The organism is Bifidobacterium erythrocebi, assembly GCF_012932675.1.
Taxonomy (GTDB): Bacteria; Actinomycetota; Actinomycetes; order Actinomycetales; family Bifidobacteriaceae; genus Bifidobacterium; species Bifidobacterium erythrocebi.
Window position 1 is genome coordinate 14,184 of record NZ_JAAIIF010000018.1, and the last position, 26,013, is coordinate 40,196.

The 26,013-nt window shown below is 57.4% G+C and carries 13 protein-coding genes; 3 read left to right on the forward strand and 10 right to left on the reverse strand.

Going from position 1 to position 26,013, the window contains the following annotated elements; all coding sequences use genetic code 11:
- Positions 1-52 precede the first annotated feature (52 nt).
- The 4 genes from G1C98_RS08450 to G1C98_RS08465 all read right to left on the reverse strand — a co-directional run bounded on the left by G1C98_RS08450 (position 53) and on the right by G1C98_RS08465 (position 8,691).
- Entirely contained in the window at positions 53-1,291 is a 1,239-nt protein-coding gene (locus tag G1C98_RS08450) for a polysaccharide pyruvyl transferase family protein (RefSeq protein ID WP_169080785.1), read from the reverse strand.
- A complete protein-coding gene (locus G1C98_RS08455) occupies positions 1,288-3,207 on the reverse strand; it encodes a glycosyltransferase family protein (RefSeq protein ID WP_169080786.1) in 1,920 nt (639 codons plus the stop codon). Before G1C98_RS08455 ends, G1C98_RS08450 begins: the two co-directional genes overlap by 4 nt.
- Positions 3,208-3,326: 119 nt before the next feature.
- Complete coding sequence (locus G1C98_RS08460; protein ID WP_240944985.1) at positions 3,327-5,132, reverse strand: S-layer homology domain-containing protein; 1,806 nt, start codon at positions 5,130-5,132, stop codon at positions 3,327-3,329.
- A gap of 169 nt (positions 5,133-5,301) precedes the next feature.
- Positions 5,302-8,691, reverse strand: a complete 3,390-nt coding sequence (locus G1C98_RS08465) for an Ig-like domain-containing protein (RefSeq protein ID WP_240944986.1) — start codon at positions 8,689-8,691, stop codon at positions 5,302-5,304.
- Positions 8,692-10,483: 1,792 nt separating this feature from the next.
- On the opposite strand from G1C98_RS08465, the gene G1C98_RS08470 reads away from it, so the two are divergent.
- Positions 10,484-12,829: an InlB B-repeat-containing protein gene (locus G1C98_RS08470; RefSeq protein WP_169080788.1), complete on the forward strand. Its 2,346-nt coding sequence runs from the start codon at positions 10,484-10,486 to the stop codon at positions 12,827-12,829.
- 113 nt (positions 12,830-12,942) lie between these two features.
- Here the strand turns inward: G1C98_RS08470 and G1C98_RS08475 are convergent, their stop codons facing one another.
- Genes G1C98_RS08475 through G1C98_RS08490 form a run of 4 tightly spaced genes read right to left on the reverse strand, consistent with a single transcriptional unit; the run spans position 12,943 to position 18,479 of the window.
- On the reverse strand, positions 12,943-14,001 hold the full coding sequence (locus G1C98_RS08475) for an acyltransferase family protein (RefSeq protein ID WP_169080789.1): 1,059 nt from the start codon (positions 13,999-14,001) through the stop codon (positions 12,943-12,945).
- Positions 14,002-14,061: 60 nt separating this feature from the next.
- Complete coding sequence (locus tag G1C98_RS08480) at positions 14,062-15,732, reverse strand: SGNH/GDSL hydrolase family protein (RefSeq protein ID WP_205831959.1); 1,671 nt, start codon at positions 15,730-15,732, stop codon at positions 14,062-14,064.
- Positions 15,729-17,429: a hypothetical protein gene (locus tag G1C98_RS08485; protein WP_335341305.1), complete on the reverse strand. Its 1,701-nt coding sequence runs from the start codon at positions 17,427-17,429 to the stop codon at positions 15,729-15,731. The genes G1C98_RS08480 and G1C98_RS08485 overlap by 4 nt, the downstream gene beginning before the upstream one ends.
- A gap of 57 nt (positions 17,430-17,486) precedes the next feature.
- Positions 17,487-18,479, reverse strand: coding sequence for a glycosyltransferase family 2 protein (locus G1C98_RS08490; protein ID WP_169080790.1), 993 nt, complete (start codon positions 18,477-18,479; stop codon positions 17,487-17,489).
- A gap of 195 nt (positions 18,480-18,674) precedes the next feature.
- Here G1C98_RS08490 and G1C98_RS08495 point away from each other — a divergent pair, with 195 nt between their 5' ends.
- Complete coding sequence (locus G1C98_RS08495) at positions 18,675-20,132, forward strand: CHAP domain-containing protein (RefSeq protein ID WP_169080791.1); 1,458 nt, start codon at positions 18,675-18,677, stop codon at positions 20,130-20,132.
- Between the two features lie 84 nt (positions 20,133-20,216).
- On the opposite strand, the gene G1C98_RS08500 is transcribed toward G1C98_RS08495, so the two are convergent.
- On the reverse strand, positions 20,217-22,052 hold the full coding sequence (locus G1C98_RS08500; protein ID WP_169080792.1) for a GH25 family lysozyme: 1,836 nt from the start codon (positions 22,050-22,052) through the stop codon (positions 20,217-20,219).
- Positions 22,053-22,248: 196 nt separating this feature from the next.
- Here G1C98_RS08500 and G1C98_RS08505 point away from each other — a divergent pair, with 196 nt between their 5' ends.
- Complete coding sequence (locus G1C98_RS08505; protein WP_240944988.1) at positions 22,249-23,820, forward strand: sialate O-acetylesterase; 1,572 nt, start codon at positions 22,249-22,251, stop codon at positions 23,818-23,820.
- A 68-nt stretch (positions 23,821-23,888) separates the two neighbouring features.
- Here G1C98_RS08505 and G1C98_RS08510 read toward each other — a convergent pair whose 3' ends face one another.
- Positions 23,889-25,943, reverse strand: a complete 2,055-nt coding sequence (locus tag G1C98_RS08510; RefSeq protein WP_240944989.1) for a DUF6541 family protein — start codon at positions 25,941-25,943, stop codon at positions 23,889-23,891.
- Positions 25,944-26,013: the final 70 nt, after the last annotated feature.

Sequence of the window (26,013 nt, forward strand, 5' to 3'; positions counted from 1 at the left end):
ACTGTACAAGCCCACCTAAACCACCCACCGGTTCCATGCCGAGTCGGAACCTTTATGCACCGTTCACAGGAATCCGAGGGTATAGGGCATGGATGTTCCGCCTGATTTCAGCGGAATGTTCCTTGACCAAGCCATTTTGCTCAAATCCGGCACCAGGAGCCGCGGGCTTCTCCCCTATCGTGTTTCTGGTCCAATGGGAGCCCATCCGTATAACAGCATCATGCTTGACGTCGTAATAGCCGGAATCGACCGATATGAATGATCCCGAACATCCCTTTGCAGCCGCAAGAATGTGCGGATGGTACCGCGTGGACAACCATCGTTGCCCAGCACGTGCGGGGAAGCCCTTTTCCAATACATCAATGATCGGGAAGAACCGAAGATTGGAATAACCATGTTCCGACAGATAAGGAAGTACCGGATAATCGATGCGCGGGTTGCATTCCACCACACCTATGGCAGCATCCTTTTCCACACCCCAGCATTCCAAGGTACGTCTGACCTGCTCGAAAAGGGCCTGCTGCTCTGTTACGAAATCAGATTGGACGCATACCATCACGTCCGGCAGTCCCTCGGGGGAGGCATAGCAATCTTCCAAACCATTGACGAAACAATCGTCCGGAGCCACTTTCACGGTATTCGCCGCATCGACCGTGGAACCTCCCAGCAAGGCGGTCCGGGTCGGGACATCACGTACGGTAAAGACATCGAATGACATGGCCGCCTGCTGTGCGAATCTGAGGGAGTCCCCCTCGATAGGCATCAAGCCCAACCCGGTTGCAGCCACCGGTATTTTCCGTTCATGTGCCCACGGCCCAACGGCCAGACGGGACAAATTACAGGTCCAATCCCCCCGCATATAGCCACCGCCAAGCATATGGATACTTTGCACACCATGCTGCAGCAATCTGATACCACTTGCATAGTTCGGCGCGATGCCTTCATCGTTCAACGCCTCACCGACGAAACCGGCTATATCATCGATCGGACCGTCGTAGGGGAATGGATTCTCAGTACCTAACCTACGTAGCGTATCCGTAAAGATGGCGTGCGGGTGCTTATCCTTCAGAATCACGGCAGCAGGCCCAGGCCGGGCACAGTCCACTACAACCGGAATCTCCGGATAGTACTTTCCAAGCAAGGAAAGCCATTCGCCGGCAATCAATTCATCACCGTAGTTCGGGTACCCCGGCTCGGCAATCAGATAAAACGCCTTCGGGGTCTGTTCCTGGCGAGAATCTTCCGTGTCCTTCCTTGCATGGATATGCAAGGAGCGCAGTATCGACCTCATCGCTTTGCTTCCTCAAGATATCCGTGCCAGAATTCGAAGGATGTCATCTCCTCGCGGCTATCCCGGTACGCCTGACGAACCGTGGTGTCTTCCGACAACTGCTGTGCCAAATGCTCAAAACGATTTCTCAATTCCGCGTTTCGCTGGTCATCGCGCACGCGCATCACCGCATGCTGGCCGGTCGTATCAACGGCGAGCGCCTTGCCTGCATGCTGCATGATCCGCCATGGTCGGCACCACCCATCGTTGGGGATGATCACCATTTTGTTGCGGTCGAAGCTTTCCTGCCTGGGCGCTGTCTCCGTCTTCTGCGGTCGCACGCTTCTTGTGATTCTGCGCGCGATGCGGCGGACGATGCCCCCGTTTCCCGTCTCGACTGGCTCTACGACTTCGGGAACGACATTCTCATCATTGGCGGTCTGTTCAAGTTCGAAAATATCGATGGCGTCGGGCGCCCCAGGAACCTGAGCCAACGGTTGCAGTTTCTCGGCCTTGGCACGTGCCTGCTTGAATAGCTTTTCGCCAACGGGATGACGGTAATATTCAGGGCCCTTGAGGTAATCCTCGATGGCGTCGCAGGTCAGTTCCATGGAAGCGTAGTCGAAACGTCTGCCATGCTTAATCAGATTGTCCCGCATAAGCTGAATCATGGCCGGCATGCTATAGCCGGCATCGGGCGTGAAGGCCTCCTGAATAAGCATGTTACGCGTAGCCAGATAAACCTCTACGGCGGCATTCCAACGCAGATCGAATGCGTCATGCCATACGCAGACACCGTTCAACGTGATGAATTTGAGAGGTTCCTTTTCCTGGATTCGGGTCGCATATTCCACATCATCCCTGCGGTAGAACAGAGGAATCGGCAGACCATTCTCCTTTATGCGCTGTACCGGGAAACAGGAGTACCACCATGCGGAGTACAGTCCTTCGGTGCCTGATGCGGGGATGAGCTCCTCGTTAAACGTAATATCGTATTCCCGATCCATAATGAGCCGCGGCTTGAACGGCCTGAGGCTTCGCTCTGGCCTTATCACACCGATGTCTTCCTGCTGCATCTCGAAATTCGCTGTGGACAGCATGGCTCCGGCAATCGTCGCCGTCGCATACTCGTCGCTGGCGTATTCCAGCAATCTCAGCGAACGCTTGAACGACTCGGGGCATACGGTAACGTCGTCGTCCATGAGGAGGACGTGCGTGGCCCATCCGGATTCCACAGCATGCATCATTCCTGCGGCGAATCCGCCGGCGCCGCCCACATTTCCGTTTGGAATGAGCGTTATAGCCGGGTTCCCGGCACATACCGAATCGGGCAACGTACGTCCGTTGTCCACCACGGTCAGATGGAAACGATCCCTCCACTCCTCTTGTTCCAAGAGTTCCCTGCGGATCATGTCAATGTTATTCGTGACCTGCTGCTCCTTGAGATAGGTAGTCGTCGCTATCTCGATGCGGACATCGCGGCGCTTCGGCACGTCCGCGCAATATGAGACGTTTCGCAACGAAGCAGAGGCATCACCCGTTGTCACCGTGAACGCAACCAGCTGGGCATCAAGCCCTTCCGGATAACTCACCACGTAGCGATACCAGCCGTCCTGGGTGCGCAAAGGCGCATCATCGACTTCGCGGATGACCCGTTTCTCGAGTCGGCGATACAGCATTTCGGTCAAAGTGATATGCACCGGAGAGCTGGATTCAAGCACCAATACCGGCATGAGATCACCGACCCCTGTATACAGACGCCATTTCTTAAGCGAGAACGCCCCGAAGTATGTCATGAAATCCGCATAACTATGCGAGCCGATAGTCAGGGAATCCGCTCCGACCCCAGAGTATGAAGGCGATTTTACAAAAAGCGGCAAAATCGCGCACGAAGCAAGAGACGGCTTCCATACTGGGCGACTCAAGTCAACGAGCATAGTGGCACCTTCTAACTAGAAATCCTCTGACTTTAGCCCAGCCTACCATCAGCTCCCTTGCACTCGGCACAGGTAACGACTCGTCTTCGCCCGTCGCACCGTGCGAGATCACCGTTCGCTCAGGAAGCGAACAGACCGTCCAGCCGATGCAGAAAAGCAGCCATATCCTGGCGAAGCACCGAAGCTGTACCGCCGAAACGCCAACTCCCATCAGAATTCCTGTACCCCTGGCTAATGCCAACAGCACCAAGCCAGCGGACATCCTTGGCATGCGGAGTCGAATCCTTTACATCCGTGAAAACGATGTTCGATGCAGCGCCACTGGTGGTAACGCTTCCCCCGACTGCCAGACGATGCAGAAAAGCGGCCATATCCTGACGCTTCACCGCGTTCGTTCCACGGAACGTATAGGAGCCATCGTTCTCTCGCCAACCGGTGCTGATGCCCGTATGGGCAAGCCACAATATGTCCTCGGCATGCGGGGTATGCCGGTCGACATCGGAGAACGCCGCCCAATCCTTTTCGCCGGGCTTCCAGGAAGCGGCATCACCGATACCACGCAATACCGCCTCACGACGCAGGAATGCAGCCATATCCTGACGCTTGATCCTTGCATCAGGCCGAAATGACCCATCACCGTATCCCATGGAAATACGCTTATCGGCGAGCCATACGATATCACCATCATGCGGGGTGGCAACCGTATCGGTATCTCCCAACACATGTGAACGGGCATACACATCGTTGAATTCGGTATCTTCCGGCATAGACCCCGACCAAGAATGTGAATTCCTCGCTTTCATAGCGATACGAATGGCACGCGGATCACGAAGCGTGATCACTGTACCGTGCCTGGGCCCATCGGTTGTATTCGCGGCACCCTGCTCGTACTTCGACAGAACGGTGCCTTCGGAGTTATATGCGATAAGCTGCTGCAGACCGCTCCAGCCTTCCGACAGTGATTTGGATGACATGACATACGTGCCCGTCATCTTCTTCGCCGATCGCCCGGACGGATATACGCTCAGCCGGTCAAAATAGTACCTATAGCGGCCATGGAAATAAGTCAAGCTTGGAGCCTCGTGATACAGGGCCAGATCCGAGCCGATCCGCGTCCATTTCGATGCGTCGCCGCTTTGCCTAAGATCGCCTATGCTCCACAACTCGTTATTGACGCCATCCCGCTTGACGGAGTAGAAGACCTTTCCGTTTTCAAAATAAAGGCTTCCGTCAATCCGATCGTGGTCATCCTTATACGGTAGATGAATACGCATCGCCTTAGAGAGAACTACGTTATTCGCTTGCAATGCCGTGAAAGGAATAAGATACGGGCGCATATCATCACCCTTCTTCCCGTGAAACGCACCGTAATTCCCCAAGGAGACGACGGCATAGACCTTGTGAGTCGCAGGATCCTCTGCCCAATCGGCCGCAACCGCGTCGAAATCCTTACCGTTGTTTGGAGGAAGGCCGCCCTCTACAGGGACGCGGATAATCGTCTGTTTCGTCCAGCTTCGCAAATCCGTACTGCTTGATGCAACAAGGCAAACGGCATTGGCAACATCGCAATTATGGTGGTTGCCCAAAAGCCAGAAGCGTCCACCATGCCACATGATCGATGGGTTCACCAATGTAAATTGTCCGTCAACACTCTCACGACCGGACTCGTCCACCGAATCATATTCCGGGGTGCTGTCGCGGAATGCGGAACCGGCGAACTCCATATGCACACCATCGCGGCTCACATACAACATGTCGGTCGAATCCAACCTTGACTGGGTGAAGACGCCAAGCAACAGTTCATCCGGATACTCGGCATCCTGGCGTTCAGATCCATAGGCAGCATACGGGGACGGGCACGCAGTCAAAGCCACTACGGCAGCCACGATTGCGCAAACCCGGCGCAACAGCATCTTCTTTCTCATCTCTATCCCCATCGCTGTTATCTCACACCGATATTTCATGCCAACTGATCCATCGGATACTACGACTTGTTGAAACGGTAGCGATTCCGGAAGACGTATGCAAGGCCCGTCAAACAACGGAACCCCGCTGAAGGTTTCCTTCAACGGGGTTCCGTTTCGCGCAGAATCGTCAGTTCAGTGAGTCAAGACGATGCAGGAACGCGGCCATGTCCTGGCGGTACACGCTCACCATGCCGCGGTAGGTGCCGTCCGGATAGCCGGTGGATACGCCGGAACCGCCCAGCCATCGGATATCGTCCGCGTGCGGGGTGCCGTTGGTCACGTCGCGGAAACCACGCGGCCTCACATCGTTGCCCCTGCCTCCCTTGGAGGCGAGACGATGCAGGAACGCGGCCATGTCCTGACGGTACACGGGCGTCATGCCGCGGAACGTGCCGTCCGGATAGCCCTGCGCGATGCCGGAATGGGCAAGCCAGAGGATGTCCTCCGCGTGCGGAGTGCTGCGGTTCACGTCGCGGAACTTGGCCCAGTCGCCGGCGGAAGGCTTCCAGTCGGCCGCGTCGGAGACCCCCATGCGAATCGCCTCTCGGCGCAGGAACGCGGCCATGTCCTGACGCTTGACCGTGTCCATGCCGCGGAACGTGCGCGTGCCGTCCGACTCGACCCAACCTGTGCTGATGCCCGATTCGGCAGCCCAAGCGATATCCGCCGAATGAGGCGTGGACGAAGACACATCGCGGAACGTGATGTTCACCTTCCAATGGGCGTATACGGTCACGTCGGCCGCACCCATCACGTTGTCCTTCGTCACCTGCTCACCGCCGGATCTTGCGGTATACCATCCAAGGAACGAATACCCCGAACGGGTTGCGACGGGCAGTTCACCGTACTTTTCGCCATAGGCCACTCCGCGGGACTGGGGCGAAACCGAGCCGCCGTTCGCATCGAAGGTCAGGATGTACGCGCTCACGGTCACCGTGGCATACACCTGGATATCGGATCCGACAAGCTTGCCGTAGACCTTGAACGTTCCGGGGTTTCGGTATTGACTGAGCGCCACGGAATCCCAGGTCACCTTCTCCGTTGTCTGGTTGCCGTCGGTCCATGTCACCTTGACGGTGGCGGGGAGCGTCGGTGCGGTGCCGGTCTTGGTGGCCACGTTGACAGGATCGTAGCTTCTCATGCCAAGCACCCGCACCGTCACGCGCACGGTTCCGGAATAGCCCTTCACGGTACCGTTGACGCTGAAGCTGCCGGCTTTGGCGTATTGATCGGCCTGCACCTTGTCCCAGTTGACGGTTTCGTCCGTTTCCTTGCCGTTATCCCACGTAACATGCACGGTTTGGGGCAGGTTCGGGGCTTTGCCCGCGTAGGTCGAAACCGGTGTGGGGGTCTGTATGGACCTGATCGGGATGACGACCTTCGCCGTCGCGCTGGCGGTCACATTGTCGAGGGAGGCGTTGATCGCGGTGGAGCCTTCGCCCTTGCCCTGCACGTCGACGTATTCTCCGTTGGTTCGTGACGTGGAGGCGACGGACGGCACGTTGGACGACCATGCGACCTTGCTCATGTCCATCTTGGCGTAATCCTTGTGCAGCGGGGACGCCACCGCGGTAAGCCGCTTGGACTTGTTGCGGTCAAGCTGGAACTCCTTGCCGGTCACGTCCTTCACGATGTCGTTGTTCTGCGCATCGCGTTCGGTTGTGGTCAGCTTGAGCTGGGGCTTGACCACGGAGACGGTGGTCGTGACCTCCTTGCCGCCGGCCCTGGCGGTGACTGTCGCCTTGGCGTTTGCCTGGCCGAGCGCGCTCAGACCATAGATCGTTGCGGTGTCGCCGCTCGTACGCAAGTCGATGACGCTATTGTGCGCATCTTCGGACCAGGCGGTACGGGTCACGCTGCTGGGGAAGCTTGCGTAATCGTGCGCCGGCGTGATCTTGGTGTACAGCCTGAAGTTCTCGCCGGGCGTCACCTCCACCGTCTTGCCGGTGACGGAGACCTGCGTATCATCGCTGCGATCGGCCGTGTCCTGATGGGTGTCACGTACGATGGCGAGCGTGGCATCGACCACCTTGACGGTGGTTTCCACGGTTCGCCCTGCAAGATCGCCGGTAATGGTCACCGTGCCGGGAGTCTTGGCCGTGATGGTGGTCTTGGGCGTTGTTCCGGTAGCGCTCACCGACGAGGTGGCGTTCACCGTCGCCACGCTGGCGTCGGACGAAGCCCACGAGACGGAATTCAACGACGTGTAGTCATGCCTTGGTGCGTAGCCGAGGTTCAGATCGGCGGATTCGCCTGCAGTGAGCACGATCGTGCCGTTCGTGGCGTCTACCGCCAGTTTGCCCTGGTAGCTCAAGGTCAGTTTGGGCTCGTTCACCGACGCGGTGAAGGGGAACAGCACTCCGCCGATGGATGCGGTGATGGAGCTGGTGCCGGCATTGACGGCGGTGAGCTTGCGGGAATTGTCAGAATCTATGGTGGCCACGGATCGGTCATTGGAATCCCAATGCGCGGAATGCTGCGTGGCGTACGCCGGGTGCAGCGGGGCGATCGAATAGCTGAACTGCACGATCTCGCCCACGCCCAGATTCAGGGTGCTGCCGCTGCGAACCTCGATGGGGCTGGTATTCGAGCCGTATTGCACGGAGACGTTCGGCGTGCCGGCCTCCACCTTGGTGGAAGCGGAGACTCTTCCCAGCTCGTCGGTCTGCTGTGTGAAGGTTTTCTTTCCGGTGGTCGGATTGGTCACTTCGACATCATGTCTGAATATGAACAGAGCGCCGACGGAGATCGTGGCCTGCCCCTTGACCAGTGCGCGCACCGTTACTTCGCTGGTCATGGGATTCTCTTGGCCGTTGAAGTCGAATGCCGGGCCGGACGAACGCCATCCATCCGCACGAATGGTGTAGTACCTGCCATCGCCGCCCTTCTTTTGATATGAGCTCGGATTGTTCCACATGGACGTGGAGAACTCGTAGCTGTACTTCTTGTTCTGCGCTGTCGTGCCATCGCCATCGAAGGTGGGATAGTACTTCAGCCTCATGTCTTCGCCGGCGGTGAGTTGGGTGGTATCTGAGGTCGTGACTTCCTTGGAATCCAAGCTGCGCACGAGCTTGAACTTGGTCTTGTGCACCCTGAACCGAGCGGTTGCGGTCTCGACCGGGCCGCCGCTCATGGCACCTTTTGCGGTAAGCGTGGCCTCGCCTTCGCGCAAAGCCGTCAGAGCGCCGTTGACGTCGGTAAGACCGACAGCGGCGTGGAGTTCGTCGGTGTCGCGCTGAACCGTGTCCCATTGGCCCGAATCGCTATTGTATTTGGCCAGGGTAATCGGCTGACCGTTGATATACCACTGAACGGTGTTGAACTTGATCTTCTGCCCGCTGCCCTGATAGTTCCATACGCTGAGCTGCACGCGTTGCCCGACGGCAAGATCGACGACCTGGCCTTTCTGGGAGATGTTCCAGTTGCCGACCGACTTGGAATCGTCGATCTCGATGCGCATACCGCCATCCTGATCGGCCATGGCGAATGGCGCGGTGATGAATGTGGCCGCGATCATGGCCACGCTGCATATCACGGCCATGACAGCCGAAAGGGCGCGTGGTCGACTCGGACCGACGTGCCCATACTGGGGAAATTCCATATCCCTCTTCCTCCTTATACAACCAACCAGACGCTTCAACACGAACCACGATTCCGATAGTGCTCTTCCCAGTCGCCAGAATCTCAGGTAGCTTGCAAACGTCTTCATCCGACATCTCAGTCGAACTTACGGGATATTTTACCGGTTTCAACCGACCTTTACCAATGTGCCGGCTCCAAAATGGAACGGCCTTGCAGGGGCTGTTTTGCAAACCGTTGCATTGGAAACAGGGATGTCAGTGCAGTATCCCAACGCAGCATCTATTTACTGCTGTGGCTCAACAAACTTTTTTATCCGGTATATCCAAAGAAAGTAAGATTGCATATTGAGAAGGGCAGAAACTCTTTTCAGTAAAAGAAGATGGGAGAAATACATGCATACCAATTCCCGGCATTTACCGCGTTGGCTTGTAGCTGTAATAACATGCTGTGCCATTGTCGCATCAATGGCATTGATAAACCCTGCCGCATATGCCGAAGAAACCGGCACGGCTGCCGTCACCGACGATAGCGCAGTCACTAATACGGATGAGAGTAAGGAAACCGCCACACTGGATAAGGCGATTCCCGGCCGTAGGGCCGTCAGGGCCAGCAGAGCTGCGTCGAAAGCTACGAATCTGCCGATTTATGATCTTGACGGTACGACCACGCATCTGAATCAGGAGTATGCGAACACCTATCGTATAGCGCTCATCGCGCCGGCAGGCCAATACTATTTGGAACAAGCAGTGAATTCAGCGCTTCAGCTTTCCAAAAAGAAACTCTACAAGGACGTTCGTTTCTTTGCACTCGATTACAGCAGTGATCGCAGCTCGTTCTCCCGGTATGCTTCGCAGGAAACCAGCAACGTGAGATTTGCTTCTTCCGCCGACACCTCGAACAATGATTACTACTACTTTGCCTGGGATTCATATCAGACATTCAATCCCGGCTCATATCGAGCAACTTATCCTTTCATCGTTCTGATCGATAAAGATAACAATCTTGTTGGCTGCGAAACGGGATCACAATCATTGAGCTCGCTCATTGAAGAATATTTCCATATTTCCGATGGATCAGTCAAGAATTCCTCGGTCACGGGAACCTATCTTGGCCCTGGCACAACCGTGTATGCCGTTGATACGCTTCGTCAATCCTCCGTATATCAGACTGCACTGAAAAAGGTTGTTCAATGGCGTCGAGACGCTCTCAACGATAGTCGAATCAAGGTCAGCTACTATAACCCGGAAACTGGCTACAGCTATTACGTTTCAATAGCGGACTATCTGAAGGCTTCGAATATCTCCCAAGAACAGTATTTATCTCCAGGATGGTCGAATTCCCTTGAGAAAATCGCAATCCAGCGTTCCATCGAAGCCTATGACGCGTCTCTTGCCCATACACGTCCAGACGGAAATTCATGCTTCGAAGCGACTGTGGGCGAGGATTCCTCTTCCGGCGAGATCCTTGCTTGGGGAGGCTCTGATATTGCCTCGGCCATTGATATTTGGGCAAGTGAAAAAAACGATTATATTCACTTCATAAATGGCGAATCCCATGATCAGTATGGTCATTATCTGGAGCTCATCAATCCTGGGTATCAGTATTACGGCTTCGCAGGCAGCAGTGCAGCCCGTTACAGAACAGCATTTGCCGGCGAAGCGTCGGCCTCCGCTTTAGGAGGTAGCTCGCCAACGAATTTGGACGGCACCTTCACTTTCGAAGTGAATATGTCCGACGAGCATATGGCCCAAGGCGTTACTTGGAACGCGCCCGATACGATGCTTGCCGGAACAAGCAAGACCGCATCCGTAAAACTGAACTATGCAAACGGACGTTATGAGCTGCGCGGCACTTGGACATCCTCGAACCCCTCGGTCATCAGCGTGGACAATAACGGCACATTGCAGGCAAAAGCCCCTGGCACGGCGACCATCACTGTGAATCGCCAGGATTACAGCTACTCCAAGCAGATCAAGGTTACGCTTTCCACCATCTCCTTCTCCGGAAACGGAGCCACTTCCGGCTCTATGAAACCGATTCAAGGCGTAGTCGGGCAAAGCACGACCATTCCCGACGTGGGCTTTAGCCGTACAGGATATACGTTCACTGGATGGAACACGTCTGCTGACGGCACCGGCACTGCATATCGTCCGAACGATAGCATCCAGTTCGCTGCCCAAGATATAACCCTGTATGCACAGTGGAAGGTCCGTTCCTACTCCGTTGCTTTCGATTCGAACGGTGGTTCCTCCGTGCCGGCGCAGTCGGTGAAGTACGGGTCCAAGGCCACGCAGCCGGCCAATCCGACACGAACCGGCTACACGTTCCAGGGCTGGTACACGGCCAGGGACGGCGGATCGAAGTACGACTTCAACCAGACCGTAACAGGCGATATCACGCTTTATGCGCACTGGTCGGTGAACTCGTACGCACTCGCGTTCGACGGCAACGGCGGCAAGGCTTCCGAATCGTCCAGGACCGTGCAGTACGGCAGCCAGTACGGCACCCTGCCCACCGCCACCCGGACCGGCTACACGTTCGATGGCTGGTACACCGCCAAGAACGGCGGCACGAAGGTGGCCCCGACCATGACCATGGGTGCGGCGAACGCCACCGTGTATGCGCACTGGTCGGTGAACTCGTACACGCTCACCTTCGACGGCAACGGCGGCAAGGCTTCCGAATCGTCCAGGACCGTGCAGTACGGCAGCCAGTACGGCAGCCTGCCCACCGCCACCCGGACCGGCTACACGTTCCAGGGCTGGTACACAGCCAGGGACGGCGGAAGCCAGGTCAGCTCGTCCACGACCATGGGAGCCGCGAATACGACCGTGTACGCGCACTGGGCCATCAAGTCCTACACGGTGGCATTCGACTCGAACGGCGGCTCCTCCGTGCCGGCGCAATCGGTGAAGTACGGGTCCAAGGCCACACAGCCGACCAACCCGACACGCATCGGTTACACGTTCCAGGGCTGGTACACGGCCAGGGACGACGGCACGAAGTACGACTTCGGCACAGCGGTGACGGGTGACGTGACCCTCCACGCTCACTGGTCGGTGAACTCGTACACGCTCACCTTCGACGGCAACGGCGGCAAGACCACCGAATCGTCCAGGACCGTGCGGTACGGCAGCCCGTACGGGGCCATGCCCACGGCATCCCGCACCGGCTACACGTTCGACGGCTGGTTCACCGCCTGGAACGGCGGCTCCCAGGTGTATATGAGCACGGTGATGGGCGCCGCGGATACGACCGTGTACGCGCACTGGACCGCCAACACGTACACGGTGGCGTTCGATTCGAACGGCGGCTCTTCCGTGGCCACGCAGCGGGTGGAGTATGGCTCGCGAGCCACCAAACCCGCGGATCCGACCCGCACCGGCTACACGTTCCAGGGCTGGTACACGGCCAGGGACGGCGGCGTGAAGTACGACTTCAACCAGACCGTGACGGGTGACGTGACCCTCCACGCACGCTGGGCAGTAATCACGTTCCGCGACGTGAATGCATCCACGCCGCACGCGAAGGACATAGCGTGGATCACCGAGGCCGGGATCAGCACCGGCTGGCGGGAAGCGGACGGCTCGTATACGTTCCGCGGCATGGATACGGTCAAGCGCCAGGACATGGCCGCGTTCCTGCGCAGGCTCGCGGCGCGTGACGGCATAGGCGACGCGGCGACGTGGAAGCCGACCGAGGCGGACTGGAACCGATTCCGCGACGTGAACCGCAACACCCCGCACGCGGAGGATATTCTCTGGCTGGCCCATGCCGGCATCTCCACGGGGTATCCGGACGGCACATTCCGCGGCATGGTGAGCGTGTACCGCCAGGACATGGCCGCGTTCCTGCGCAGGCTCGCGTTCCTGGCCGGTAAGGGCACCGGCGTGAAGGATTCGACCTTCCGCGACGTGACCAACGCGACGCCGCACGCCGCCGACATCCGTTGGCTCGGAGGCTCCGGCATCGCGCAGGGCTATCCGGACGGCACATTCCGCGGTATGACGCCCGTGTACCGCCAGGACATGGCCGCGTTCCTGCATCGTCTCGACACGCTGGTCACCCGTTGACGGACCATCCCATATGAGGTGGGGCCCGACCGGAGAAAATCCCCGGTCGGGCCCCACTTCATGTTCGGCCATCAGCTGACCCGGCTAGATCATTGCAATCGAATCGCCGGGATTCACGAACGCGCCTTGTCCAGCTTCTTCTTCGCCAGCTGGGGGTAGAACCATTCATTGATCACCGGAACGTGATACAGCACCGCGGCACCGATAAGATCGATCGGCAAGCGAACGATGAAGCTCAGCAAAACCAACGGAACCTGGGGAAGCGCCATGCGCAGCACCCCAAGATACAGCTGCCAAGGCAATACGTCGTCTTCGATCAGGTGCACGCACAGAATGGCAAGACTCGCCTGGCCGATACTGCTTAACGCACTTCCCAGCGCCGGAACCCGATCGATCAACTGCGAGATGCCGACAACGCACAATGTTCCCGCAATGCTGCCGATTACAGCCAAGACAGGGCGCGAACCATAGTTATTGACGGCCATGCTCATGCCACCAAAAAGCACGATGTCGACCACCCAAATAACAAACGCGACAGCCCATATATAGGGGAACCGCTTCACCATACCGAGCACATCGTATTTCTTGGCAAGATACCCCAGATAGAGGAACGCGACCGCGCACATTCCGGCTTGAATGCTCCACGGCAGCAGCACATATCGCGAGGAAACATAGCCAACAGCGAAGCACAGCACCACCCAGACAGGGGTGTAAGGGAGTCTTGCAAGACAATGCAACAATAGACGAGCCCAGAACAGTGCGAGCAAGAACCAGATTGCACCAATTCTTAAGTCCACCCGCCAAAGCGTCAGATTCGAGATATCGCCACTTCCATATATCGCGGCCATACCCCATTGCCGAAGGGCAATCGCCCTGCTCTCATGGTCGAGCGTCGCCATGCAGGTCACACCGACAAGCACGCACAATGCCGTCACCACGTAGGTGAGCAGCAGCTGCTTCGCTTCCTTCGCCCAACGGAATCGTCTTTCCGGATGCATGAAATATCCGGACAGGATGAAGAAAAGCGGCATGTGGAACGAAAAGCAGATGGACAGAACAATCTGGGCCGTGCGATGGGGCGCGAACAGGTTCGTCTCAATGGCACTGTGGCCCAGTATCACAGCCAAAATGGCTATGCCCTTGGCGATATCGAAAAATCTAATACGCTGCATACTCTCTCAAGTCTCTCGTTGGCGCGTTCTCTCTGTACTTGCCGCACGTTGTATCGAACGTTACAGGCCGAGCAATTGCTGCAATGCACGCCACATCACAACCTGCCCCATACGATTCGGGTGGATGCCGTCCTTATACAACGCCTGTTGCGGCATTCCCGTCGAACGCCCTACCGTACGGAATGCCGAATACATCGAAGCGAAGTGCCAGCCGTGCCGCCGGCACAGATCCTGCAATACCGTATTCTCCTGCCCCATGGTGAGGGATCTGGGATCGGATAACGTATCGATGTTCGCGAGCACATATACGTTATCGGCCCCGTATCGTGCGGCAACGCGATTCAGATAGCTCTCCGCTTCACGCTTGAAATCACCGCTATTCGAAAGCCTCAATCGGTCATTCGCTCCAAGCAGCACGATAGCGGCATCCTCATGCCCGAGGGTCGCATCACCGATGGAGTTATAGCCCGAATAGGATCCCTTGCCCGGCGCACTGGCGTTGGTCATGGATACACCGCGCGACTCCAGATAACGCCTTAGGCTGTTGGTGGCCATATCCGTCTGATGGGACGGCTCATAATAGGTGACTCCCTCAAGCTGGAACAGCTCACGAGACGTATATGGATACGTGTTCGCCGCACCTACTCCTGCGGCGATGCTGTCTCCAAGAACGCGGACGGAACGGTACCGGCCCGATCTGATTTTGTCGCCAAATGCTCCGGCCGCCGAACCGACGTGATCACTCGGGATAGCAGCCGAGCGCCGCGTATCGAGAGCGCCGGTACGGTTGTCGAAATAGTAGGTTGCGTTATTCACATTCTGCTTGCCGTACAACATCTTGCCGCTCGGCCAGCTGTAACATACCGTTTTCCCGCCCAATCTCTGCCACCCGTACTGCACTGCGCCGGTATGCGCGTCCAACAGGTACCATGCGCCGTCAATGGGATGCTCCCCATACAGCATCCAGCCCATCCGGCGATCGTAGAATACCCATTTCTGGGATTTCGACAGGCATACAAAGCCATACTGCATGGCACCTGTCGATTCGTCGAAGTCATACCAGTGCCCGTTGATCAGCTGTTCCCCGTACTGCATCTTGCCGGTGTACTTGTCGTAGTAGACCCACTTGTTCGAGTTGCGCAGGTACACGAAATCGTGGGCCATGGCGCCGGTCTGGGGATCGAAGTAGTACCAGCCGGTGTGGCTCTTGTCGTAGTCCACGTGGCGTTCCCCGTACTGCATCTTCCCCGTGGTCAGGTCGTAGTAGACCCACTTGCCGCCGTTGGAGGGGACGTGGGTTATGCCCTTGGCCATCGCGCCGGTGGTGGTGTCGAAGTAGTACCAGGCACCGTAGCGGTAGTCCTCGCCCTTGACCATATGGCCGGCAGCATCATAGCGGACCCACTTGCCGCCGTTGGACTGGAGATACACGTCCTTATTGCGGGCCACGGAACCGTTCTCGTCAATCCAATACCAGTTCTTATCCTTGGCATCGTATATTTCCCTGGAACGGACCTGCTGGCCGTTTTCGTAATAATGCTCCTTTTTGGCGTCCCAGCCATTGACCGGATGCGATTCAGTATGCGTTTCAAGGGAGGAAACCGAATCATCGGGATTCTCCTCGCCGTAGGCATAGGACACTCCAAAGCCAACACCCAGCAATAGAACCGAAACCATGCAGAGCCCAAGCAACATCAGCCGCTTCGGCCGGATATCCAAATCTTTTCTCATAGCTGCCCCTTATCAGCGTATTTCCGTTTCAGCCTACCGGCAAAATCCGCAATCCGCTGGGTGCCATATGCCGCCATTGGAATAAGCAGCAGGAAGAACGGGAACGTGTAGATGCCCTTTGCCTCCCAGAGCAGATAGCACAGGAAACCACCAATGAACGAGGCGCAAAGCAGCACCCGCGCAAAGACCTGAGCCGCATCGTTTCCGACTGTTTTTCCCTTGATCAGCGAGCGGAGAAGGCCAATCAGGCCAATGCACGCCAGCAAATACATAACGGTTTGAGCGACATTCTCGTACCGGAGCAGAATGTCCGAACCGTTGCCGATAAGAAGGAACGAACCCAACCCGGCAAAATGCCTTGAGGATTCGCCCAGCTCCGAATACAGCGACGTCATAAACGACGGTTCGGCCCACTCCGAAGCAAGCTTGCCTGTGAAGAAGCGCATCCCATCGATCGGGCTATGCAGGAACTCCGAGAATCGCGCTTGGACGAATTCCTTGGAAATCTGGGACTGAAGAGCATAATCGTTGCCGGTTCTCTCGAAGGCGTCCATCGCAAACCTATTCCACCATCCGGGAGGCGCGTTATCCGGCTGGCTCAGGCCAAGGGCGATCCAGGAAAGCATCGGCATGCCCTTGCCGAAGTTCTGCCCGGTCCAGGACTGGACCAACGCGACGGGAAGTTTGGAAATGACAAACGCCACCAAGGCGGAGACAAGCGAAACGAACAGCTGCCAGATGCGACGGTTATGCCAGACCGCAAAAACAGCGGCAAGAAGCGCGGCAAGAACCACTATCTGATATGTCGATTTGAAAACGATGCCGACGCCGCAGACGAGGAAACCCCCGACAATCGCGAGCGCGCTGGACCAGGTCTTCCTCATGCGGAAACCTTCTGCGATGATCCAGGCACCGCAGATCGTGATGAAGAACCCGACGGCATTGGGGTATACGAAAGCCGCGAACATCATGAGGGGAACGCATGTCGCAACCAGAACGGTGAATGCGCCATAGCCCTTTTTATCCAACCCAAGCATGCCGCCCAAACGCCACAAGACCGCGACCAAAGCGGTAACCGCCACGGCGCTGACAATCTGGAAGGCGAGGATATTGTTAGATCCAAACAGTGCGAATACCAGCAGATACCACAGCATCGGCCCACTTTGGAATGGGTAATAGGAGAAATATGCGTGGGCGCTTGGAATGCCTCGTGCCATGCATTCCCTCTGCGTGCTACCAGCCGAGCAGTAGTCGGCGCCAAACTGGCTGAGATCGCCTTTAAGCAGGATATTGGCGCCATCCATCAGATTCTGCGAGTCCGGATATGTGTAGGTCACCAGACTCAACGAAACAAGCCAGATGATCTGCATCGCCAACGTATACGCCAGCAATGCGGCAAAAACCCAGCGACGCGGCAGTCTCGAAATCCCTATCGCGAGCAGGACGACCAATGCGCATAGCATGACCGCGCCCAGTACGAATGTGATGGATGGCATGCCGAAGTGGTAGTCAAACTGCTCGGTGATGCTGCCGAGCTGCGCGCTGGCTCTCTTGAACGTGACCGTAAAAAGAATCGACAGCACCAGCAACACCGCGACGATGGCGGTCTGGAGCCCCAAAGCAAGCACAACAAGCCATTTCGGCAGCACACGTTTGAAGAACGCCCATTTTTCAGGCGCAATATCCGGCTTATTCACTCGGTAATAGTCCTATCTTCCCCAAAAATTTCTTCCCCAAAAAGACGAACTACTCGCTCAGAGCGTCGTCTCGACGATATAGCGAGGCCGAGCCTTGACCTCCATGTAAATCTTTGCAATGTATTCGCCGGTAACCCCAAGAGCCAGCAAAATAAAGCCGCCCAGGATCCACAGCGAGCACATCATCGACCCCCAACCCGCAACGGCATGACCCGAGAAGACGGAAACAAGGGTGTAGACCAGCATAACGATTCCGACGAACACCGAGAACAGGCCCAGGCCGGTAATCATGGTCAGAGGCTTTGTCGAGAATGAAGTCACACCTTCGATCGCGAAGGAAACCATCTTCTTCAACGGATACTTGGATTCCCCAGCCACTCGGGTTCCGCGCTTGTAATACACCTTTGCCGTCTTGAACCCAAGCGAAGGCACCAGCCCCCTAAGGAACAGGTTCGATTCCTTGTACTGAGACAAGGCCAGCAATGCGGCACGGCTCATCAATCGATAATCGGCATGATCCGGTACCGTTTCCGTGCCAAGCCATTTCATCAGGGAATAGAAGGCATGAGCGGTGCCACGCTTGAACGCGGTATCGGTCTCACGGTTATCCCGCACACCATAGACGATTTCCGCACCCCGAAGGTATTCCTGAACCATGTCGTCAACCGCATTGGGATCGTCCTGCAGATCGGCGTCCATGGAGACCACGGCGTCGACTTCCGCATCGCATGCATGCATCAAACCGGCGAACAAGGCGTTTTGGTGCCCCCTATTATGGGCCAGCTTCACTCCATGGAACAGAGCTGGATCCTTCTCGTGCAGGGACTCGATCACTTCCCACGTCTTATCGGCCGATCCATCATCGACGAAAAGAATGAAACTGCCTTCGGCGACGAAATGCTCATCCTCAAGCTGCAGCATCTTCTTTTTCAGCACATCCGCGGTAACATGCAAAGCCGCTTCCTCGTTGTAGCAAGGAATCACAAATGCCATTGTCGGTTCATGCCTCATCCAAGCATTCCGATCGTTCTTCTTCACATCACTCGTCATAACCTACAGTGTATGCCACACTATCAACGCAATAGCGAAGACGGTTCTCCCCAGACTCCGGGGAAGCGCATGTTCCGGGCTTCCTCACAGTATGTTTTCTTCTACAGCGAAGCCTGGGGCAAGGAAATCCGTTCTCATATTTGTCAATATTGCTGACAATTAATTGCGCTCGTAATGTACGAATAAGGGGGCGTTATGAGAAGAAGAACCTTAATCACCGCCAGCTTTGTGATTGCCACTGTTTTGCAAGGCATAACATATCCGGCAATCGCATTGGCATCAGACAACGCATCCGTGGATCAGAATGAGACCTCCAACAGCCTTGTCACTGACCAGAACAGCAATGCTGCAGAGGATGCAAACACCCAGAACGACAACGAGCAGAATACCTCCGAGGTATCCGGTGATAGTGCCGAAGCCGCAGCCGTGAGCGGGAAAGACAACAGCCAAACCTCCGAAGATGCTGCAGCACAGCCTGAAACGGCGAACGCGAACGATTCTTCTGAAGCATCCGATCCCTCGCCGGCAACTCCTCAGCATGGATGGGACCAGGACAAGACCCATTGGTACGAGAACGGACAGATGGTCCGTTCCAAGTTCTTCTATGACAAGGGCACAGACGCTTGGTATTGGGCGGAATCCGACGGTTCCATCGCCCGCAACAAAGACGTGTACACTCCCGTCAGCAACACCGATCGCTCCCACGGTAAGTGGGTACGTTTCGACGCTGCCGGCCATATGGTCAAGGGCGAGGACTATCGCTACGGCGCCTGGTACTACTTCGACACCACCACCGGCGCGATGGCCAAGGGCATAACCCACGTCCCCTCCAACGGCGGCAAGTGGGTCTACTACGACCTGACCACGGGGAAGATGCAGTACGGGGAACGCCACGTGAACTACGACAAGAGCCACACCGGCTGGTACTACTTCGATCCCCAGACCGGTGCCATGGCCCACGATTTTGTGTACCTGCGCAATTCGAAGAAGTGGGTCTACTACGACAAGTACACCGGCAAGATGCAGTATGGCGAGCATTGCATCAACAACGGCTGGTATTACATGAATACCACGACTGGAGCTCTTGCCAAGGGATGGACCAACCTTAAGAACAAGAGGGTCTATTACGATCCGACTTCCAGCCGCATGGTTTATGGCGGAAACATCATCAACGGACGCCATTACTTCCTTGACCCGCGTACCGGCGCGAAGTATTCGAAGCAGCAGATCGTCAATCGTCTGATCGGCTCTGCACGCTCTCAGATCGGCAAGCACCCCGATTGCCCGGGCGTGCTCGCCGCTAACGGTGGGCTGATCTGCCCGTACGGCCCCTGCATGTCTTTCGTCTGGTATTCCTTCCACACCGCTGGCTTGGATATCTTCCTTTGCGACGGTGCCAAGACCGGCTGGCCGCATCACAACTATGATTGGTACGCAAGCCGTGGCAGGGTGAATCTTTCGCCTCAGCCTGGCGACATTGCATTCTGGCAGTTCGGTGGCTGGGCAACCGGCCTTAGCGCCAGCCATGCGGGAATCGTCGTTTCGGTCAATAACGGAAGGGTCCGTATTGTGGACGCCTCCGATGGCAGCATCGCCGAGCGTAACGCATACAACGGCGTTCGCGGCTATGCGCATCCTTATTACGATTGCTGAATTTCCTCATCAATCAATACGAGTGAGGCGGCGCTCTACATCCGTAGGGCACCGCCTCACTCGTATCTAAACGCTCGCTTAAAACTATCCTCTGCCAGTCACGACATCGAAATTGTGCCAGGCATTCCACTGGGGAACCCACGTTCTTCCATGAGCCATTGCACCGGTAGTGGAATCAAAGAAGTACCAGGATCCGTCCTGACGCTGAAGCCCCTTGACCATTTTTCCGTTCTGGTCATACCGGACCCACTTGCCGCCATCCGACCGCAGATACACGTCACCTGTGACCCGCTTGCCTGTTACGGGATCAAAGTAATACCATCCGGCAGACGCCCCCTCTGCATTCAGATATTTCTCGCCGTAAATCATTTTGCCGGTGGTGTCATCGTAATAAACCCACTTGCCACCGTTGGAATCCACATACGTGAGCCCCTTGCTCATTGCACCGGTGACGGAATCGAAGTTATACCACCCGCCGTAGCGGTAATCCTCGCCCTTGACCATATGACCGTTTTCGTCGTACCGAACCCACTTGCCGCCATTCGACCGCAGATACACGTCCTTGTTCCGGGCCATGGTGCCGTCGGCATCGATCCAATACCAAGCGTTTGTCGAAGGATCGTATATTTCCTTCCCGCGAGCATATGTTCCGTCGGCTTCCTGCCAATATTGTTGGCCGTCCTTCTGTACCCATTTCCCCGTCGAAACATAGGTCTTGTCCCCAAACGCACTCACGTCCACGCTGCCGCTGATGCCGTTGATATGCGCCGACGACGAGTACTGCCAGCCGCGGTCGTTGCTGGACCAGGCCGTGTAGCCCATGCGGGAGCCGTATTGCGCCACCCATCGCGTCTTCGCATGGATATTGCTGCTGTTCAGCTCATTGTTGAGGTAGCTGGTGTAGGAGTACACCGCAAGATTGCTGTAGCCCGCGTTGCGCAGCTGGCTGAACCAGGCGTTCACGATGCCGTCGTACACGCTCGGGCTGGTCGGGTGCGCGTGACCCGTCCAGCTCCACGCTTCCAGGTCGTAGTACACCGGGTATTTCAGGTCACCCGGGTTCACGCCTGCCTTGCGCAGCAGGGACGCCACGTCGGCGCCTTCGGAGACGGCGTTGCCGGAATTCTCCGCATACGAATACATGTAGATGCCGAACGGGATGCCCAACCGCTTGCATTCGCTGATATTGTGCATGGCCTTCTTGTCGTACCCATTGCCCCAGCCGTAGCTGATGCGAATGATCGCGCCTTCCACCCCGGCGCTCTTCGCCTTGGCCCAGTCGATATCGCCCTGCCATTCGGACACGTCGATCACGCCCTTGGCCTGCTGTACGAACAGATCACCGTTGGATTCGAAGAACGCCGGCGTGCCGTTGTATGTTCCCCAATACGCGCCGTAATCGTTGTTCGGCAGCGATACCAGCCGCACAGTCGCCTTGTTTCCAGCCTTGTCCGCGTCCTTGTCCGCGGACTGGCCGGCATTGCCCTGGCTCTTGGCGGCATCAGCGATCCTGGTCTTGACGGTACCCACCTCGACTGGGATGAACGATTCCCCATCGGTTTTCGCCAGCGGATCAGGCTGGCTGTTCCGCGTACCCACCAGATTCGGATCGGTAACCGTCTTACCGGTGGCAAGGTCCTTCAACGCACCGCCTGCGGTCAGCGCATGGTCTTCGGACACCACTTCCGCATCATCGGGGATGTTCGCCGCAATCGAATCCGGCAGCTCGGCCTCCGGGTTGCCGGGCATCGCGTTCGCGGCGTCATCGGTGCCGTTTACAGCACGTACTTGCGACGAAACCGCATCCACGTTCGCATCACGCAACTGCACGGCATTCGCCGGCAACGCCCCGGTCAGTGTCATCCCAACGGCCAGTCCCACGGCAGCGACCTCGCTCAGAACGGTTCTCTTCGCATTCATCACAAATTTCCTCGACCTTCCGGAAACAACCACATCAAACAGATTCCAACCCTAACCGGCGCTATGCCCTTTTGCTTCGGATCCGCCTGCATTCCCCTCGTAGCGAGCGGGCTCGCAAACCGCCGCGCATTCTCTTTCCAACGTTGCCCGGCTATGCTACAAATACATTCGCACTATTTGGATGAAAAAGGTACCGATGAAATCGTTTCGAACAAACCATGGCGCAGCATGCTGCGTTCTTCTCGTTCTGGCCCTGCTGCTTCCCCTGTGCGTAACCGCGCAGCCGTCTTCTGCACAGGCTTCCGAAACGACGCTCGCCACGAAGCAGGATTCGTCGGTCACGGTGAAGCTGCCCACCTACTATTCGAACGGCATGGTGTTCCAGCGTGATAAGCCAATCAATATCACCGGCGAACTGCGCAACATCGCGTATTCGAACATCGACTGGAGCAAGCTCAGCGCCACGCTTTCCATGGACGACAAGCAGCACACCGGTTCCGTGGCAAGCAGCCATGAAGCGAAATTCACCATACGGATTCCCAAGGTTCCCGCCAATCAGCACCCCTACAAGCTCACACTGCAATACCAGGGCAAGCTGTTGAAAACCCTCACCCGTGTATATGTGGGCGACGTGTTCGTGGCCGCCGGGCAGTCCAACATGGAAGTGAACTACCGGCAGTACTACAACTCCAAGAACGTCAAGGTCAATCCGAACGACAGCCCTCAGGGGGTGTTCAAATACAAGGATCTTCCCGAGACCATCGACGATCCGAACGTGCACTTCGTCGTCGCCAAGCAGGACGCGCAGTCCTCGCAGTTCCCCGTCGCGGACGAGAACAAGTCCTCCTGGTCCGAAGCCACCAAGGAGAACTCCATCCGTTTGAGCTATCTGGCGCAGTTCTTCGCACGGGAACTGCGGACCACCAGCCCGAACATTCCCATCGGCATCATCCAGACCGCATGGGGAGGCACGGCCATCAGCCGTCATGTCAAAGGCGGCGACATCTACAAGAATCACATCGCGCCATTGCAGGGCTACCATGTCGCCGGCGTGCTGTGGTACCAGGGTTGCGACGACGCCGCCAACAACGCCACCGCGCTGGCCTACGAATCGCAGTTCACGGCACTGATCAACCAGTACCGGAAGGTATTCGACGACGCCACGCTTCCCTTCCTGTACGTGCAGCTCGCCCGCTGGGACGGACACCAGTACACCCAGATCGTACGTCAGGCCCAGCTCTCCGCCTTGGACAATCCGAACCTCAGCAACGCCAAGAACGTCGCCATGACCGTCTCCATCGACACGGACAAGGGCACCGCCGAAACCATTCACCCGCTTGGCAAGGAGATCCTCGCCAAGCGTATGGCCGACCAATGGCAGGCCATGCGCAGGAAGAAGACGGTTCCTTCCGGCCCGATCGTTTCCTCCGCCACACGCGATGAGAAAGGCAACGTCACCATTTCCTTCAAGGCCGGCACCGCGCAGGGTCTGCAGGCCATGGAACCCGACTACAGTCTGAAGGCGAGCGCCGCCAAGGTGGCTTCGCCTACGGATGACGCGTTGGATGGTTTCGAGGTGGCGGACTCGTCAGGCAAGTTCAGCACGGCCACGGCCAAAATCCGGGGGAACCAGGTGGTGGTTTCCTCGGATGATGTCGATCGGATCACACAGGTGCGCTATCTGTGGAGTGGCAGCCCGGATTGCGACAGCATCCTGTATAACAGACGACAGCTGCCTGCCAGCCCGTTCATCGTCGCGATTCCGTAGGGACCGGCTTCGCTAGGCTACCGGTGGCCGGTTCGTTTACCGGCCGCCGCCCACGCTCACGCTCACGATTACTTCCCGCATTCGAACCGGTACAGCGCCCAACCCTTGGCGTACGCTCCCCTATTCGAGTAGTCGCGGACCTTCTTCAACGTGCCGTCCTTCACGTACTTGTCAATCAGGTCCTCCCTGTGGAACGGATCGTACTGTTCCTTGAAGGTGAACATCTGCAGGCTTGGCGCCTGGTCGCCCATCGACAGGAAGTATTCCGGCGCGTCCGTTTCGATCGGGCATACCGTGCCGAGCAGCGCATGCGAATCCCCCGAATCGAAGGCGCGTTCCACGGCACCGAAGATCGCGCCGTTCTTTTCGGCGGCCGGATTGTAGATCGGGAACAGCATGTTCGTGCCGAATATCGACGTGCCGTACATCGATCCGTTCAGCGGGTCGGAAACCACCGAGGCCTTGTCCCCCACCACGTGCGCCACGTCTTCCAGAATCTCGTATTTGGTTTGCGTGAGTTGTTCGCCAGGCTGTTCGTCGGTGAGCTGCATGTTCGCGTACACCGTATCGGCCACCTGCGCGCGCGTGGTGTTCGTGAATTGCGGGACGATGGCGAGCGCCGCCACCAATACCAGGGCGATGATGCCGTCCGCACGCCGTGTGGAGAGTTCGTTGACGGCGCTTGCCGCGAACACGATGAGGGTGACGAGTGCCAGCGGGATCATGGTGAGCGGCCGTACTTCGGTGCGATACCAGACGGCGGCCACGATGTTCGGGAACCAGCCGGTAAGGGATGCCGAGCAGACGAGCACCAGTCCGAACAGCAGGACCATGGCCGCGATGGAGATGGCGTCCTTGCGCAGCTGCCGGTATGCCGTGTGCGCGTGGTCGGCTCGCAGATGACTGCCTTTGAGGGGTTTGGCGCGTACCGTCTGCGGCGCGATGGCGACAAGCAGGGTGACGATGAACGCGGCGACCACCAATACTCCGGCGAAGACGCCCGTCGCACCCGGCAGCTGGTCGGTGACGAATATGCGCAGCGCGTCCGGCACGCTGCGGCTGGGCGTGTAGGTGTGGAACCAGTCGGCTGGGTTGAAGTAACGGGTGGATTTGTAGTGCGTGACCATGTAGAAGAAGAACGCCACACCCGCCACGAGTACGGCGAGGAATGCGCCGAGAATGAGTTTCCATGGCATGCGCAGCAGCAGGAACGGTGCGATGAACAGCAGCCAGGTGAATACGATGCGCGGGTGTGCGACGAGGCACAGTATGCCGACGAGCAGGGTGATGATGAGCCATCGGGTGATGTCGCTGTGCCACCAGTGATATTTCGGGGTGCTGTTCCGGTTGGCGATGGCGTCGAAGAAGCGCAGGGTGGCGTAGATCCAGAACGGGAGGATGGCCGTTGCCAGTCCGTATGCGAGCAGTGGGCCGGTGGCGAGGCTTTGGAAGGGGTAGCAGGAGGATGCGATGGCGAGTAGAGGCACCGCGAACGCCATGATGCAGGGGAATGCCACGCAGCGCATCATACTGGGTTCCTGGACTGCTTCCCGATCGCGACCGGCATCGGCGGCGTTTGCCTGCCGCTTCAGGTTCCTTCGCGGCCGGCAGGTCCAGTAGGATGCCAGCAGTTGCATGCCGGCAGGCCAGATCAGGCCTGCGCCCATGATCCACACGATGTTCAGCGCGGTATACACGTTGACGGTCACGCCGAACAGTGCGGCGAGTTTGATGAGCCCGGCCGCCAGCAGGTGGAACATGGGCGGGTAGAACGCGTCGTTCGGCCACAGGTGGGTTGCCGCGCCGATGCCTTGGCTCAGGATCTTGCGGATGAAGTAGTAGTGGGCCGGGGCATCGATCTCATGCAGCGGGTAGTTCCATGCGGCACTGCCTTTGGGGAACCAGGCGATGACCACCGCGAACGCGACCAGCACGCCCAATACCATGCACAGCGGGACCGCCAAGCGACCCGGCCGGTTGTTCGCCGCACCGTCGGAGCGTTCGCCGCGCTTGCCGTTTGCGTTCTTCCGCCCTCGCGCATCTTCCAGAGCGCTGAAGTCAAGCTCTTCGAACTGGTCGCTCGCCGTCTGTTCGCTTGCTGTCTGTTCCGAATTCACACCCATTTCCGCTTTCATGCCGTGGGCTTACGCCCGTCACTTCATTCGTGTCGCGCCCAGCGCGCTCACATAGTCC